Annotated in this window: 14 protein-coding genes; 1 reads left to right on the plus strand and 13 read right to left on the minus strand. The window is 31.1% G+C overall.

The features are described from left to right. Window positions 1-160: 160 nt before the first annotated feature. From L6653_RS05795 to L6653_RS05830, 8 genes are all read right to left on the minus strand, one after another. Complete coding sequence (locus tag L6653_RS05795; protein ID WP_236785924.1) at window positions 161-538, minus strand: hypothetical protein; 378 nt, start codon at window positions 536-538, stop codon at window positions 161-163. A 45-nt stretch (window positions 539-583) separates the two neighbouring features. Then, window positions 584-829, minus strand: coding sequence for a glutaredoxin family protein (locus L6653_RS05800; RefSeq protein WP_058991262.1), 246 nt, complete (start codon window positions 827-829; stop codon window positions 584-586). Between the two features lie 65 nt (window positions 830-894). Next, window positions 895-1,083, minus strand: coding sequence for a hypothetical protein (locus L6653_RS05805; protein ID WP_049690395.1), 189 nt, complete (start codon window positions 1,081-1,083; stop codon window positions 895-897). Beyond that, window positions 1,080-2,696 carry an oligopeptide/dipeptide ABC transporter ATP-binding protein gene (locus L6653_RS05810; protein ID WP_236785925.1) on the minus strand — a complete coding sequence of 539 codons (1,617 nt, stop codon included), beginning with the start codon at window positions 2,694-2,696 and terminating at the stop codon, window positions 1,080-1,082. The genes L6653_RS05805 and L6653_RS05810 overlap by 4 nt, the downstream gene beginning before the upstream one ends. Then, window positions 2,683-3,687 (minus strand): ABC transporter ATP-binding protein, encoded by a 1,005-nt coding sequence (locus L6653_RS05815; protein WP_049690393.1) that lies wholly within the window; start codon window positions 3,685-3,687, stop codon window positions 2,683-2,685. The genes L6653_RS05810 and L6653_RS05815 overlap by 14 nt, the downstream gene beginning before the upstream one ends. A gap of 8 nt (window positions 3,688-3,695) precedes the next feature. Continuing rightward, window positions 3,696-5,648: an ABC transporter permease subunit gene (locus tag L6653_RS05820; protein WP_236785926.1), complete on the minus strand. Its 1,953-nt coding sequence runs from the start codon at window positions 5,646-5,648 to the stop codon at window positions 3,696-3,698. A gap of 1 nt (window position 5,649) precedes the next feature. Next, entirely contained in the window at window positions 5,650-6,612 is a 963-nt protein-coding gene (locus L6653_RS05825) for an ABC transporter permease (protein WP_236785927.1), read from the minus strand. Window positions 6,613-7,478: 866 nt separating this feature from the next. Beyond that, window positions 7,479-9,602: an ABC transporter substrate-binding protein gene (locus L6653_RS05830; RefSeq protein ID WP_236785928.1), complete on the minus strand. Its 2,124-nt coding sequence runs from the start codon at window positions 9,600-9,602 to the stop codon at window positions 7,479-7,481. 352 nt (window positions 9,603-9,954) lie between these two features. On the opposite strand from L6653_RS05830, the gene L6653_RS05835 reads away from it, so the two are divergent. Further along, window positions 9,955-10,920: a hypothetical protein gene (locus tag L6653_RS05835; RefSeq protein ID WP_236785929.1), complete on the plus strand. Its 966-nt coding sequence runs from the start codon at window positions 9,955-9,957 to the stop codon at window positions 10,918-10,920. 586 nt (window positions 10,921-11,506) lie between these two features. On the opposite strand, the gene L6653_RS05840 is transcribed toward L6653_RS05835, so the two are convergent. The 5 genes from L6653_RS05840 to gyrB are packed head-to-tail and all read right to left on the minus strand — an operon-like array spanning window position 11,507 to window position 17,276. Continuing rightward, on the minus strand, window positions 11,507-12,277 hold the full coding sequence (locus tag L6653_RS05840) for a SigB/SigF/SigG family RNA polymerase sigma factor (RefSeq protein ID WP_058991255.1): 771 nt from the start codon (window positions 12,275-12,277) through the stop codon (window positions 11,507-11,509). 2 nt (window positions 12,278-12,279) lie between these two features. Next, window positions 12,280-12,612, minus strand: coding sequence for an ATP-binding protein (locus tag L6653_RS05845; protein ID WP_236785930.1), 333 nt, complete (start codon window positions 12,610-12,612; stop codon window positions 12,280-12,282). Beyond that, on the minus strand, window positions 12,612-12,920 hold the full coding sequence (locus L6653_RS05850) for an STAS domain-containing protein (RefSeq protein ID WP_049690386.1): 309 nt from the start codon (window positions 12,918-12,920) through the stop codon (window positions 12,612-12,614). The genes L6653_RS05845 and L6653_RS05850 overlap by 1 nt, the downstream gene beginning before the upstream one ends. Window position 12,921: 1 nt before the next feature. After that, a complete protein-coding gene (gene gyrA, locus L6653_RS05855) occupies window positions 12,922-15,363 on the minus strand; it encodes a DNA gyrase subunit A (RefSeq protein WP_236785931.1) in 2,442 nt (813 codons plus the stop codon). An 8-nt stretch (window positions 15,364-15,371) separates the two neighbouring features. Next, window positions 15,372-17,276, minus strand: coding sequence for a DNA topoisomerase (ATP-hydrolyzing) subunit B (gyrB, locus tag L6653_RS05860; protein ID WP_236785932.1), 1,905 nt, complete (start codon window positions 17,274-17,276; stop codon window positions 15,372-15,374). Between the last annotated feature and the right edge of the window lie 3 nt (window positions 17,277-17,279).

Here is a 17,279-nt window from a genome sequence, read left to right on the forward strand (position 1 = left end):
ATCATTATTGTATCATAGAAATAATTATATTTCTATAAAAATACAAATTTTCTACAAATTTAAATTATTTCTCTTTAAATAAAAGTACAAAGATTTAAATCTTAATGAAATAAACATAAAACTAAAAGTTAATGTATTAACAAAAAATGTAGAAAGTATTTTATTCTAAACTTTTCAAGGCAAAAAACACGCTTACTACAAGTCCTTCGTCTTCTGCCACTTCTATTGTGTTATTTTCAAAATCATAACTTGCTAGATATTCGTCGTCTTTTATTAGAGAAATTAAATTTTCGTGGCTTATTAATTTCATTTGTCTGTTTATAATTTTCGCCTCGCTTATAGGCTCATCTTTCATTTTTTCTATTTTTAGATTTCCTATTACAGCTTGTTTTTTTCCTCTTAGGCTAAAGAGATTTTTTATTTTAAATCTTGCTACTAATTTCCCACTAGGACGCAATACATTGTACTTTCCTTCTAGTTTATAGGTCATTCTTTCGTTTTCAAAAATTTTTCCGTCTTTATATTGTAATTTTTTCATTTTTCCCTCACGAAAAAACCAGCAGGACTTCCTACTGGCTTTGTTTTAATAATTTTCTTTTAGATATTCGATAATATCGTCAGATTCGTACATTTTTTTATCGCCAAATACCATAAATGGAATTTGATCTTTTCCACCAAGCTCTATCAATTCTTTGGTGTTTTCTTTTCCACTTCTGCCATCTTTTACATTGTAGGATGTGAAATCTACAATTTTATTTTCGTGCATAAAATTTAAAACTTTTAAGCAATATGGACATTCTGGTTTAAAATATAAGTCAAATTTACTCATAATACTTCCTTTCTCATTTACTTTATCTCTCATAATTTTTCTACCCTTAAATTAGTTTTTAAAACTTAAAAGAAAAATATTAAGGAGGTAAATATTAAAAGTATTAGTAAAACTGGCGGTAAAAAAACTTTCATTGCTGCCAAAAACATAGCAAATCTGTCGTGTTTTTCTAGATTATCTTCTTCTAAAAGCTCTTCTTTTTCATAGATTTCTTCTTTTGTTTTATTTTTGAAGGGATCTATTGGTCTTTTCATAGATTAGCTTCCTTGGCCAATTCTTGTTCTTTTTTGAGTCTTTCTTCTTCGTTTTTTTCGAAGGCTTTAATTTTTGTTTCTTCTGAAACGTCCATCAAGTGGCAAGCTACAAAATGACCATCTTCTACTTCTTTAAGCTCTGGTTCAAATTGTTTGCATATATCCATACAATATTTACATCTTGTGTGGAAACGACAACCCTTTGGTGGTCTTACGGCTGATGGAATATCTCCATCGATTGTTTGTAATTCTTGTCCCTTATCAACGTCAGTTCTTGGTATTGCCTGTAAAAGTGCCTTTGTGTAAGGGTGTTGTGGATTTTTGAAAATCCTATCTGAGTCTGAAAGCTCAACCATAACTCCCAAATACATTACTCCAATTCTATCTGAAATATATTTTACAACTGAAAGGTCGTGGGTTATGAAAAGATAGGTTAGGTTCAATTCTGTTTTTAAATCTTGAAGTAGATTTATAATTTGTGATTGGATTGAAACGTCAAGGGCTGAAACCGCCTCATCACAAACTATAAAGCTTGGGTTTAGGGCAAGGGCTCTTGCAATTCCTATTCTTTGTCTTTGTCCGCCGGAAAATTGGTGAGGATATCTGTGAATAAAATATGGAGCTAGTCCACATTGGTTCATTATATCTTGGATATATTCATTGTAGCCAGCCTCACTTCTTGATTTGAAAAGTCCGTGGCCCAAAACCCCTTCTCCAATTATATTTCCAACTGTCATTTTTGTATCCAAAGAACCATAAGGATCTTGGAAAATTATTTGAAGATCTTTTCTAAGCTCTCTCATTTCTTCGTTTGTAAGTCTTGATAAGTCGATTCCATCATCTACAAAACTTTCAAATTTTTCAAAATCTTCTTTTGATTTTAATTCTTCTTTTTTTGCCTTTATTTTTTCTTCTTTTTCCAAAACTTCCTTGTCGAGTTTTTCTTTTTTACTCAAAAGTTCCTTGTATTTTGGATCGTTTAAAATGGCATCTTTTAATTCTTTTTTATCTCTAATCCTTACTTGGTCTTTTTCTTCAATTTTTTTGATATCTAGTAAAACTTTGGATCTTTCTTTGATTTTTTTGTAATAATCATCAAGTAGGGCAGAAATTTCTGACAAATTGTCGCTTGCAAGAAGGCCGCCTGCTATTCTCATCATATTTTCATATTCTTCTTGGAGAAGTCTTCTTTGATGCATAGCAGCTTCGTTTAGCTCAGCTATTTTTTCCTCATCGTCCGTTCTTTCAAGTCCATCATAAATTATTTGAAGAGTTTCTACTTCTTTTTCATATGAAGGGAATATTTTTGGAATATCTTTTATATCTTTTCCCATATAAGCTGGAGCAAGTCTATCTAGAGTTGTTCCATAATATAGGGTTGTACCTTCTGTTTGTTCATAAATTTGTAGGATTGTCCTACCAAAAGTAGATTTTCCACAACCACTTTCTCCAACCAAACCAAATGTTTCTCCTTCAAATATATCTATAGAAATATTTTCATTGGCGTGGACATATTCATTCGCTCCCCTAGAAAAGATAGATTTTTTCTTGATTGGGAAATATTTTTTGAGATTTCTTATTTTAAATAAGACTTTTTTATTATTGTTCTCCATTTTCCCTCTCCTCTCTGTTTGGGTAGTGGCATCTAATTTTTTGATTTTCGTTTACTGCTACAAGCTCTGGCATTTCTTTCCTACATTTTTCTGTAGCATACTTACACCTATCTGCAAATTTACATCCATCAGGAAGGTTAAGTGGATGTGGAACAGAGCCTGGTATTATATCAAGTCTTTCGTTTCTATCGCTTGTTATTGCTGGAATAGAATTTAAAAGAGCAACTGTGTAAGGATGGTTGTATTTTGTAATATCGTGTTTGAAAATATAATCAACTGGTGATTGTTCAACAATTTGTCCACAATACATTACAGCAACCTCATCTGCCATTTGATTTATTACTCCCAAGTCGTGGGTTATAAATAAAATTGAAGTATTTTGTTTCTCCTTTAATTCATTCATTAATTTTAGAATTTGAGCTTGGATTGTAACGTCAAGAGCTGTTGTTGGCTCATCTGCAATTAATAATTTTGGCTCACAAGCAAGGGCCATGGCAATCATAACCCTTTGGTTCATACCACCGGAAAGCTCGAAAGGATATTGTTTGGCAACAACGTGAGGGTTTGGAATCTTTACTTGGGCAAGAAGTTCCTCAACCCTTTTTGCTGCCTCTTTTTTATTCATATTTTTGTGAAGAATCAAAACTTCTGAAATTTGTTTTTCAACTGTAAAAACTGGGTTAAGTGAACTCATAGGCTCTTGGAAAATCATAGAAATATCATTTCCCCTTATTTTTTCCATTTGTGACCTATTAAAGTCAGAAATCTTTTTGCCGTCAAAAATTATTTCTCCGCTATAAATTTTTTGGTTTGGTTCAAAAAGTTGCAAGATGCTCATTGCAGTTTGACTTTTTCCAGAACCACTTTCTCCAACAAGGCCCAAAGTTTTTCCTTCTTCAATTGTGCATGATACTCCATTTACTGCTTTTATAAGACCACGTCTTGTTTCAAAGTAGGTATGGAGTTTTTTTATTTCTAGTAAATTTTTCATTTTTACACCTATCTCTCATTTGATCTTGGGTCGATAGCATCTCTTAGGGCATCTCCAATTAAGTTTACTGAAAATGCTGCCAAAAATACTGCAAGAGCTGGAATCACCCATCTCCACCAGTAAATATTAATTACATCTGATGATTGGGCACTTGTCATCATATTACCCCATGATGGCATTGGCTCTTGGACACCAAATCCTAAAAATGATAAACCTGCTTCTGTAAGGAGGTTTCCTGCAAAACCAAGTGTCGCATTTACAATTATTATTGAAAGAATATTTGGAAGAATATGTCTTACAAGAATTGAAGAATTTGTAACTCCCAAAGCCTTAGCTGCTATTACATAATCTCTTTCTCTTTCAGCCAAAATTTGACCACGAACAAGCCTTGCTATTCCTGTCCATCCAATAACTCCAAGTAAAACCATGATCATCATAAGTCTTGTATTTTGACTTGTATTTACAGGAAGTAGGGCTGATAAAGTTATTATTAAAGGATAAAATGGGAATGATTGAACAATTTCTGTAATTCTCATCAAAACATTGTCAACTTTTCCTCCAGCATAACCTGAAACCATACCAATAATTACACCAAGCACAACTTGGATAATAACTGATACAAAAGAAATGATTATGGTCATTTTTCCACCGTGAATCAATCTTGTATAAATATCACGACCTTGGTCATCTGATCCAAATTTAAATCCTTTTAGTCCCCAAGTATCAATTTTATTTTCTTTATTTACAGCATAATTGTTAAAATATCCAGAAAATATTTTTTCATATTTTCCACTAGGACTGTCAGCTTCACCATAAACATTATTTCCCCATGAATAAATTTTTCCATCTTCATCAAGGGCAGTAAAGTGATTGGTTCCTGCAACTATATCCTTAACTTTTCCTTTAAATTTCGGAACATTTTCTCCTGATAAATTGTCCCTAGAAGGACCCCAAACATAAAGTTTTCCATCTTCATCAAGGGCTGCTGCAGAATTTGAAGTAAGGGCAACTTTTGAAATTTTAAGCTTATCATTTTTAATATCGTCAGGCGCCCCAACATCAATCTCAGCTCCCCTTACACCAAGAAGCTTTGTAGTTCCGTCTTTTAATACAGCAAGAATATTTGAACCACTTGTATCAAAGTCTACAACTTTTCCTTGAACTTCTTTTGGGATAAGGTCAAGTCTTGAGTTCATTGTTGAACCCCAAACATATATATTATTTTTTTCAGTCAAAACAACAGAATATTGAACTCCACCACCAAGTTTTTTTATACCTTCTTGTTTGATTTGGCTTTCTTGCATTGGTGGAAGTTTTGTTTGTTGGAAGGAATCATTACCCCAACCATAAACTTCATTATCTTCAGTTGCTACAAGAATATGCCTATCTCCAGCAGCAACATCTTTTATTTTTTTATCTTTAAGTTTTTCCTTTATATCATCAGGCATTTTCATAACATTATCTTCGTTATTTTTGCCCCAAAAATAGAAATTTTTCTCCTTAGTAAGACCAACACCAAAAGTATTTCCAACAGAAATTCTTTCAACGCCTTCTTTTTCCATTTGAGAAGGATATTTCATATAGCCTGAACCTGGGGAAACATTTATAAGAGTACCCTCAGATTGGTAAGGATTAAATGGAATTATAGCTGATCCTATAAAAACTACTAGGATGATTCCAAGCATTAAAACAAGACCCAAAACTCCAAGAGGGTTTCTAAAATAATTTTTTACAGCCATTTTTCCAGGAGAAGTAATTGCATCTTCCTTTAAGGCTTCATTTTCATTTTTAGGATTAAGATCTCCCAAATTTTCTCCGCTTTGTTCATCAAGTAAATCTTGGGCCACATCCTTTATCTTGTCTTCTCCGATTTCGCTATCATTTGCATTAGTTCCAAAAGTAAACAAGGAAAGAACTAATCTACCAAAAGATTTAAATGATTTTTTTAATTCATCTTTCATATTAAGCCTCCAATTTTACTCTAGGATCTACAAGTGCATAGGCAATATCCATAATCAAGTTTCCAAGAAGAGTTAAAATTGCATAAAACATAGTTAGAGCAAGAATAACATTATAATCTTGAGCCAAAACTGATTTTATAAGAATATTTCCAATTCCCCTGTAAGCAAATATAGTTTCAGTTATAGCAGAACCTGAAAACATTGAAAGAATTGCCCAAGTCATAGCAGTTACAACCGGAATTAGGGCATTTCTAAAAGCGTGGGAATAAATTACAGTTTTTTCTTTCAAACCCTTGGCTCTTGCAGTTCTAATATAATCCTCATTTAAAGAATCTAGCATAGAGTTTCTAACATATCTAGAAATTGAAGCCATAGAACCAAAAGTTAAAGTTAAAGTAGGTAAAATTAAATATTTAACCCATTCACCAAAGGTGTTATTTCTAGGCATACCATTAGCAGGGAACCATCCTAGCCTAAAAGCAAATAAGAATATCAAAAATAAACCTATAAAAAACGTAGGCAAGGAAATTCCAACCAAGGTAAATACCTGGAAGAACTTATCAAAAGGTCCTCCCTTGTGAACAGCCGACCTTATTCCAATAAGAACCGAAAGTATAAAAGAAATAAGAGTCGAACCAATATTTAATAAAATTGTATTTTTAAGTGGTTCAGAAAGATATTCCTTAACAGGTCTTTTAGCTTGAGTAGATTCACCATAATCTCCCTTCAAACTTCTTCCCATCCACATAAAATATTGTTCTGGTAACGATTTATCATAACCATAACGTTTCTCAAGATTTTTATACATTTGTTCTTGTTGAGCCTTGGTCATTCTTCCGTTCTTAGGCATCATTGCCAAAATAGGATCACCAGGCATAGATTTAGAAAGTGCAAAAACCAATATAGAAATAATTATGGCTACAGGAATCAAATTAATGATTCTTTTTACTATGTATTTTAACATGTCTATCCCTTCCTTGTATTTATTAAGTTTACTCAAAAAATTTCACACTTTAATTAATTAAATATAAATAAAATTAAACTTTGAAAAATAAAAAAAATTCAAAGAAAAAATTTCATATAAAAATAAAAAATAAATATAAAAATTTTGCATAGAGTAAGCTTATAATATCATAACCATAATATTAATATAAAAGATCGATTTTGTCAATGTGAAATTTGCCATAAACTTATAAAGATTGATATTTATTTTTAAAAATTCACATTCTATGAGGAATATTTTATATCGATGAATATTAATAAAAAATAATCCTACAATACATTAAAGTTATAATGTTTTGTATAGAAAAGAAAAAATTTAGATTTATAAAAAAGTTCCATTTTAAAAAACTAAATACAAATAAGAATTTAATATAAGAGATCTCTCGACTACTAAAATTCATTTGCCATGCAAATTTCTCCGTGTTTTCGTGCTAATTTTAGGGATAAATATGCCAAATCAAGGCATATTTATCTGCTCGAGATGGGTAATTTTTTTCTTAGTAAATTGCTTTGAATTGATTAAATTAAATTTAAATTCTATTTTTCTAGTAAATGAAAATTTGTTTGAAAATTAAATTTATAAAATCTAATGGTTAATTAATTTAAACTTAGCTTAAAAATAAGAGAAAGAAACCCATCTCGAGCTTGTCGAGAGATCTCTTTAATTTTATAAATACATGCATTATATTTGAAAGTTTTGATTAAAATAATAAAGGAAAATATCAGCTAGTAAATCTCATTTATTTTCAATTTTTCCTATAGCAAAACAAAATAAAAAAAGAAGCCAAATTTATGACTTCTTTTTTATAATCTTATTAAATTTAAATCTTATTTAAGACTCATTTGGTTGATTTGGCAAGATACTGCCCATTCTGGTGTTAAGCCATCAAATCCTTTAACTCTTGTTGATGCTGAAGAGTGGATTTGGTTAGAATAAAGTGGAATTTCTGGTAGGTAATCATTGTACCATTCTTGGAATTCTTCCCATTTATTTAGGTAAGCTTCTTTATCACCAGGTTTTACTTGTCTTAATTCTTCTGTGATTTTATCAACTTTTGGATCATTTGTCTTTGTCTTGTTGTCATTTCCTTTACTATTGTATTGGTAGTAAGGATCAAATGGTGTTCCAAAATTAAGTCCCATATTAAATGCTGTGTATTCTGCCTTGTCACCTTCTTTTGGATTTTCTCTATAGTTTAGAAGGGTATTAAAGTCACCTGCTTGAACGTTGTATTCAAGTCCTGCTTGTTTAGCATTGTCTGGTAATTGGTTTGAAAGAAGTGTTGTGATTTCTGATTCTTTTGCACCAAATTGGTTTATTTGTAATTTCTTTCCATTTTCATCGTATCTGTAATAATCAAATTTGTCTGCGTTATTTTTGTATTCTTCTGCTGCTTTTTTAGAATCCCAAGCAGTTTTTCCGTCTTTTTCAAATTTGTATGGTGATTGGTCTAATCTCTTGTTTGCTTCTTCTACGTTTAATGTATATTTTGTAAGTTTAGCTTCTACGTCAGCTCCTCTTTCTTTATACACCCATTGACTTGAACCATACATTCCGTTTGTTACTACTGCATATCCACCTGCAAAGTTTTGTACGAAGTCATCTCTGTTCATTAAAAATGCTATAGCTTGTCTAACTTCTTTATATTGAGTTGGACCTCTGTCATCTAAGAATGTTAAACATCCATAACCATTTCTGTCGAAAGCTACATATTGTAATTTCTTTTCATCAGCAGCTTTTCTAATTTGGTCAATTCTTGAACCATTCATTTCATCTTCAAATACATCTATGTCCCCATTTTTAACAAGATCTACAGATATTTCTGGGTTTACTGCTTGGATGATTACATTTGGAATTGTAGCTTTATTTCCTTCAAAATCTCCAGCATATTGGTCATTAAGTTCCATTTTAACCATATTATTTTCAAATGAAACAAATTTGTAAGGTCCACAAGTTACTTTTGGTGCTTTTCTGTAGTCATTTGCATCAAAAAGCATAGCTTGTTCAACAAGCATTTCTGTAGGATCTATATCTTTTCCGCTTTCAGCAGATTTTTTCTTATCTTCAAGAGTTTTTAATTTCTCTTCATGTTCTTTTTTGTATTCTGGATCTTCTTCGCCAGCTTCTTTTACTTCTTCATCATAAGAAGATTTTTCTGTTTCAATTTGTTTATCAAGTGATTCAATAAAGGCTTTTTTATCATCATCAGATAATTTATATCCATCTTTTAAAGCAAATTTTGATCCATCAATTGTTAAGTTTGGAGCAATATAATGAATTGGTCTTGGGTTCATTGCTTTTAGAGATTCTTCTTCATAATATGGTAAGAATGATGAATCAATTGTGATTTCAAATGTTTGATCATCTATTTTCTTTAACCCAGCAAATTCATCAGTTTTTCCTTCTCTAAAGTCATTGTATCCTTTTAGAGAATCTCCACCAATTTCTGTTGATCCTGTTATTAAAGCATAATCTTGTGGTGAGTGTAAAAGAGCTGTAAATAAATAATCATCAGCTGTTACAGGCTTACCATCAGACCATTTAAGATCTTTTTTGATTTTGAAAGTAAAAGTTTTTGATCCGTCTTCGTTGTCTTTTGATTCAGGTTCACCTTCAAGAACAGTTTTGTTGATTACATATTTTCCGCCTCTATCCTTAACATAAGTATCATAACCAACAGCACCTTGAATTCCCATAAATTCTCTTGCTCTTACGTCGTTTGCACTGTTGTTAAAGCCTTGAATAAATTCTCCACCAAGTGAATCAACACCTACTACAAGCGTATCATCATTAGTTTGTTTTTTAAATTCTTCGTTAGCTTGTTCGTTACTAGCATTGTTGTCTCCAGCATTTGAGCCATTATTATCCTTGTTTCCGCCACTGCCACAAGCAGTAAGAGTTAAAACTAAGCCAAGCGCAAAAGCTTGTGAGAAAACTTTTTTTACATTCATCCTTCTCTCCTCTTTTCTTTTATTTTTTATTTATATGAATTCATTATAGTTTATATTTATGTTTTTGTCAAATTCTATTTATTTCCGATAATTCCAATAACTATAGAAATTTTCACAAAAATATATTTTTTTATAATTTATATTTATACATAATATAAGGAGAATTTTAAAAATTTTTTACAAATTTTTCCCGATTTATTGAGATAAACCGTTGAAATGATAACGTTTTATAAATTTGTATATTAATAGACTAAATTGTAAAATATAAAATTAAAATTTTTTTAAAATTTAAAAATAAATATTAAATATTTAAAATGGGTAGAAATATTTAAGAACAAAAAATGGAGGAACTATGAAAAAAATATTAATTTTAGCATTAAGCCTATCTTTAATTTTTACAGGATGTGCTAAAGATAAAAAAAATACAGAAGAAAACTCATCAAGTAATCAAAAAATCACAGAAAAATCAAACCAAGAAAATAATCTTACAGTAGGAGAAGAAGAAAATTTGGAAAATACTTCAATTTCATCAAATGAAAAAGGAAAAAAATCAAAAAATTTATCAAATGATGAAATAAGAAAAGCCATGGTTGATATTGGTGGATTTAGCAAAAAATTTGTAGATAATTTTAAAGATGAAGATATAAAAAAATATGAGAAAAAAGCTGAAGAATTGAGAGAGAAGACTGGTTTTTGGAACAAATTGACCCTATTTTTTAGCCAAGTTGCAAAAGATAATGAGAATTCATCAAAAATATATCCAGATATTTCAGTAGATGAAGTTGAAAACTGGGTTTATAGTGGAGATGAAAATACTGATAATTATAAAAATGCTAGAAGATATTTAAAACAAAGAGGATTTGACGCATCTGAGGTTCCAAACGGAATTTTAAGAGAAGTATTTTTCAAGGTTTATGATGAAAATAAGCTTGCAAGCTATGAAAAGCAAATTGACAAGGCCTATGAAAAACTAAAAGAAAAATATCCAAATGGTTATGTTGAAAATTCAACAGAAAAAAAAGATATAGATAATGAAAATAAAAATTCACAAAAAAATAAAAATAGAGAAAATGGCGGAATAAAAAAATTTGCAGAAAAAAATAAAGACTACGATGAGTTTAGAAAAGAATTAGTAGACCAATATGGATTTTCTAAAGAATCTGTAGAAAAAATAAGCAATGAAGATATAGATCTTGCAAACTACAGGGCAAAAAATAAATTAGAAGAAACAGGCTATGGCGATATAGGATTAGTAATAAATGAAATAGCAAAGATGTATCCTGGTGCATCTACAATGTATTCGGAAGATGACAACTAGGAAAAAATAAATACAACTCATCTTGAAAAATAGAGAAATCTCATAAATTTGTTTATTTAAAATCAAATTTAATAAAAGAGATTTCTCGACTTTGCTCGAGATGGGTTGTTTTTCGCTTAGTTTTTAGCTAAAGTTTGATTTTTTAACATTTTTAATTTATTTAATTTATTATAATATTTAATCAGTCAAATGTTATTATTTTTGTAAATTTTTAGCTTAGAAATCTCATAAATTTACTTAATTATAATCAAATCTAATAAATGAAATCTCTCGACAAGATTAAGATGGGCTTTTTGAGCTTAGTTTTTAGATAAAGTTTAAAGTTTTTATTAATTATTTTAGCTATTAAATTGTTTATCAGATTTATTTGCAATAAAAAAACTAGCAGAAAACCTGCTAGTTCAGAGCGTATACAAAGTCTAATTATTAAGAATTATTAGTAATTTAGAATTTAACCCATCTCGACTAAGTGAGTGAAACGAACGCACGGAGAGATCTCATGAGATTTCTCCGCTCGTTGCACTCGGTCGAAATGAGCGAATTTTTAGTTTGTCTACAGCCTGACTAGCAGAAAACCTGCTAGTTTTTATTGCATTTTTTGCATTTCTATTGTAAATTTTTGTAGAATTTTTTTCTCTATTCTTGATACTGTCATTTGGGATATGGATAGTTTATTTGCTATGTCTACTTGGGTTCTTCCCTCATAGTATCTTAATTCTAGGATTTGTTTTTCTAGATCATTTAGTCTTTCGGTTGACTTATCTATCAAATCTTTTAATTCTACTGAATCAAAATTTTTGTCGTCTTCTCCTATCATGTCGGATAAATCTACGGAATTTTCTCCTTTTTGGACTTGGTATTTCATATCCAAACTTTGAGGAGTATAGACCTTGCTTGCTTCGATTGTTTCAAGAATAGTTTCTTCATCTTCTCCAAGATAGGCTGCAATATCCTTTATGGTTGGGGTTCTTTGAAGTTCTTGGGGAAGAATTTTTTTGGCTACATTTATTTTTTTGTAGAGATTTTGTATTCTTCTTGGAACTCTTATAACCCAGCCCTTGTCCCTGAAATATCTTTTTAGCTCTCCCATTATTGTTGGGGTTGCAAAGGATGAAAATTCGTATCCTTTTGATGGATCATACCTATCAATGGCATAGATTAGGCCAAGAGATGCCACTTGATAAAGGTCATCTTTTTCGATTCCCTTTCCTACGTATTTGTTGGAAAGTATGTCGACTATATACATATGATCTTCAATAAGTTCATTTCTTAAGTCCTTGTCCCTTGTTTTATAAAATTGTTCAAATTTTTCTTTGATCTCTTTTTTTCTTTCAAGAGAAGCTTTTGTGTCTGCCATAATTATTTCTCTTTTGTTAGTATAATCTTATCTTCAACAACCTCTACCTTGTCTGCTAATTGTTCAAGGATGATTTGTTTGATTTTTAGATTTTCCTCTTCAATTTCCCTATCTTTTCCTATAACTTCTACTTTCATTAAATTTTCTTTTATATAGAAATTTATTTTTATGTCCCTATCGCTCATTTTATAATTTATTGCTTCTGATACAACAACTCTTATATCTTCGACTTCTTCAATATCAAAGCCCATGTCGCTTGCAAGACTTGCTGCCAAAAGCCTCATTGATTTTAGATAGATAGTTTTTGGTGGAATTGTTAAACTTATGGTATCCATTATTCCTCCATCTCAAATAAATCACTTATATCGGTAATTTTAAATAATTTTTTTATGTTTTCTTTTGGATTAATTATTTTTACACTTTTATCTTTTTCTTTTTGGTCCTTGTAAATATTTATAAACATACCAAGGCCTGTTGAATCTATATAATCTAATTTTTCAAGGTCAATTATAAAATCTGTATTAGTATTTTTTAAAGATTCTTCGCAAAATTTTGAAAAATCTTCTTTTGAATAAACATCCAAATCTCCAACAAGCCCTACCAATATGTGATCATTTTTTTCTTCAATATTTGCCTTAAACATTTTAGTCCTCGCTGTTTTCTTCATAATACTTGGTTACAGAAACAATAAAGTCTTCAGTGTTTTCTAAATTCTTTAATTTTACACCAAGGGTATTTCTTCCTGTAGTTGAAATATCTCTTGCTGATATCCTAATCATATCACCTTTTAAGGAAACCATCATTATGTCATCGTCTAAATTAGCAGGAAGGGTCGCTACCAAATCTCCAGTTTTTTCTGTAATTTTGTGACATCTTACTCCCTTTCCTCCCCTATTTTGATTGTTGAAATTATTGAAGGATGTTTTTTTACCAAAACCATTTGCAGTTACAACTACCAAATATACTTCATCTTCAACTATATTCATTGACACAACCTTGTCATCTTTAGAAAGCCTAATTGCCCTTACTCCACGAGCATTTCTTCCCATAGATCTGATGTCTGATGAGGCAAATTTTATTGCCATTCCTTTTTTGGTTGTAACAATTATATCACAAGGATGATCTATTTGCCTAATTGAAACAAGCCTATCATCATCTTCAAGTGAAATTGCTATAATTCCATTTCTTTGAATATTTGTAAATAATTCTGCGTCAGTTTTTTTGATTTTTCCATTTTCTGTTTGGAAAACCAATTGGCTATTTTCATTTAATTCTGACAATTCCATAATATCTGTTATTTTTTCATCGCTTGCAAGAGAAATTAAATTTATTATGGCCTGTCCTCTTGATTGCCTGCTTGCTTCTGGAATTTCGTAGCATTTAAGTGAATAAACCCTACCAAAATTTGTAAAGCAAAGGAGAGATTCGTGGGTATTGGTTGTAAGAATTTTTTGAATAAAGTCATTTTCTTTTGTATTTCCAGCAGAAATTCCCTTTCCTCCCCTATTTTGAACCTTGTAGGTGTTTATAGGTAGTCTTTTTATATAACCATCATGAGTTAAGGAAATTAATACATCTTCTTTTTCAATTAATTCCTCAATATCAAATTCTCCCTCATCTGGAACAATTTTTGTTCTCCTATCATCGGCAAATTTTTCTTTTATTTCTAAAATTTCTTCTTCAATTACGCCAATTAATTTTTCTTCATCATTTAAAATTGATGTGAAATATTCAATTTTTTCAGCTAGTTCCTTATCTTCAGCTTGCAATTTTTCAATTTCAAGACCTGATAGTCTTTTTAATTGCATATCAAGGATAGCTTGAGATTGAGGATCTGTTAGGCCAAATCTTTCATTAAATATTTTTTTGATTTGATCATTATCATAGGATGATCTGATGATTTTTATAATTTCATCGATATTATCAATGGCAATAATCAAACCTTCAACTATGTGTTTTCTCTTTTGTGCCTTGTCAAGATCAAAGATTGTCCTTCTTCTTACTACATCTTTTTGGTGTTTTACATAATATTTTATAAGTTCTTTTAAATCAAGAATTTTTGGAACACCGTCAACAAGGGCAAGATTTATAATTCCGAAAGTTGTTTCAAGTTGAGTTTGTTTGTAGAGATTATTTAGGACTATATTTGCATTTGCATCCCTTTTTACCTCAATTACAATCCTCATTCCTTTTCTGTCGGATTCGTCCCTAATATCTGAAATTCCTTCGAGTTTTTTATCTTTAACATATTCAGCAATTTTTTTAATTAAATTTGCCTTGTTTACTTGGTAAGGAATTTCTGTAACAATTATTCTTTCCCTATTTTTTTTGAAAGGTTCAATTCTTGCAACTGCACGAAGTTTTAATTTTCCACGTCCAGTTTTGTAGGCTTTTTTGATTCCAGCTTTTCCTAGAATTTGTGCTCCTGTAGGAAAATCTGGTCCTTTTAATATATCTGCCAATTCTTTTACAGTAATTTCTGGATTATTCATGTAAGCAATACAAGCGTCAATTGAATCTCCCAAATTATGAGGAGCCATATTTGTTGCCATTCCTACTGCTATACCATTTGATCCGTTTACCAAAAGATTTGGAAATCTTGATGGAAGAACTGTTGGTTCTTTTTCTTCTTCATCAAAGTTTGGCATAAAATCAACTGTATCTTTGTTGATATCTCTAAGCATTTCCTTAGCAATCTTACTCATTTTAACTTCTGTATAACGCATAGCAGCTGCGTCATCTCCATCAACAGAACCAAAGTTTCCTTGGCCGTTTGCCAAAGGATATCTGGTTGAAAAATCTTGGGCAAGTCTTACAAGGGCATCGTAGATTGCTGAGTCTCCATGAGGGTGAAATTTACCCATAACCTCACCGACAACTCTGGCAGATTTTCTGGTTGGTTTATTTGGATCAAGTCCAAGTCCTTCCATTCCGTATAAAATTCTTCTATGAACTGGTTTTAATCCATCACGTACATCAGGTAGGGCTCTTGAAACAATTACCGACATGGAATATTCCAAGTAGGCACTTTTCATTTGATTTTCAAGATCTACCTCTATGACGTTTCTATAGCTTTCTTCTGTCATTTATCCTCCTAGACATCTAAGTTTTCAACATATTGGGCGTTTTCTTCTATAAATTCTCTTCTAGGTTCTACCTTCTCACCCATTAGCATTGAAAATGTTGCGTCTGTTGACATTTGTGAATCTTCTTTTTCATATACTTGAAGCAAAACCCTATTTTCTGGATCCATGGTTGTCTCCCACAATTGTTCTGCGTTCATCTCACCAAGACCCTTATATCTAGAAATTTTATAATTGTCAGTTTCCCATGATTTTATAATTTCATCTAATTCTTTATCTGTATAACAATATCTTTCTTTTTTACCGCTTGATAATTTATAAAGTGGTGGTTGAGCTATATAAATATGACCATTATCTACGAGTGGTTTCATATACCTGTAGAAAAATGTTAAAAGCAAGGTTCTAATATGAGCTCCGTCGACATCGGCATCGGTCATGATTATTATTTTTCCATAGCGAAGTTTGCTAATATCAAATTCTTGACCAATTCCTGTACCAAAGGCTGTAATCATTGATTTTATTTCTTCATAATTTAAAATCCTATCAAGATTTGCCTTTTCTACATTCATTATTTTTCCTCTCAAAGGAAGAATTGCTTGAATCCTATTATCACGTCCGCCTTTTGCAGATCCACCAGCTGAATTACCCTCGACTATAAAAATTTCATTTTCTCCTATATCTTGGGATTGGCAATCAGCAAGTTTTCCAGGAAGAGTTGTTGAATCAAGAATTGATCTTTTTCTTGTTAAATCTCTTGCCTTTCTTGCAGCCTCTCTTGCCCTTCTAGATGCTAGGGCTTTTTGGATTATAGTTTTGGCGATTTTAGGATTTTCTTCCAAGAAATTTCCCATATGTTCTGAGAAAAATGCATCTACCGCTCCTCTTACCTCGCTATTTCCAAGTTTTCCCTTTGTTTGTCCTTCAAATTGAGGATTTGAAATTTTTACTGAAATAATTGCAGTAATTCCTTCTCTGGCATCATCACCTTGGAGGTTATCTTCGTTTTCTTTTAATAAATTATATTTTCTTGCATAATCATTTACACTTCTGGTTAAGGCTGACCTAAATCCTGAAAGATGGGTTCCTCCTTCTACTGTGTAAATATTATTTGCAAATGTTAGGATATTTTCGCTGTAAGAATCTGTGTATTGGAAAGAAACTTCAACTTCTGTAGATTCTTGACGGCCTTCAAAATATGGAATTTCTTTAAATAATGGACTTTTATTTCTATTTAAATATTTTACAAATTCTTTTATTCCACCATCATATTTAAATTCAACTTCTGACCCATCTCTTTTATCTTCAAAAATAAGTCTTACGCCCTTATTTAAAAAGGCCATTTCCCTAAACCTATTTTCCAAAGTGTGTTTATCATAAACTGTCACATCAAAAATTTCAGGATCTGCCTTAAAAATAATCTTTGTTCCAGTTTCATTGGTATCTCCAATAATTTCAAGATTTGTTGTAGGTTTTCCTCTTTCAAAGGTCATTCTGTGAATATGACCTTCTCTTTTTACTTCTGCAATCAAATATTCACTAAGGGCGTTTACAACTGAAACTCCTACTCCGTGAAGACCTCCTGAAACCTTGTAGGCCTTATCGTCAAATTTTCCCCCAGCATGCAAAACAGTAAGAACTGTCTCTAAAGTTGATTTTCCTGTTTGGGGATGTTTTTCAATAGGGATTCCAGACCCATCATCTTCTACTGTTACTATATTATTTTCATCTATACTTATTTTTATGTAGTCACAACGACCTGCAAGAGCCTCATCTACTGAGTTATCTACAACTTCGTAAACTAGGTGGTGAAGTCCCCTTTCGCTTGTTGATCCTATATACATACCAGGTCTAAGTCTTACTGGTTCTAGTCCTTTTAAGACCCTAATGTTCGATGCATTATATTGTGTATTTGCCATAAG

This window comes from Anaerococcus ihuae, from assembly GCF_928368155.1.
Lineage (GTDB): Bacteria > Bacillota > Clostridia > Tissierellales > Peptoniphilaceae > Anaerococcus > Anaerococcus ihuae.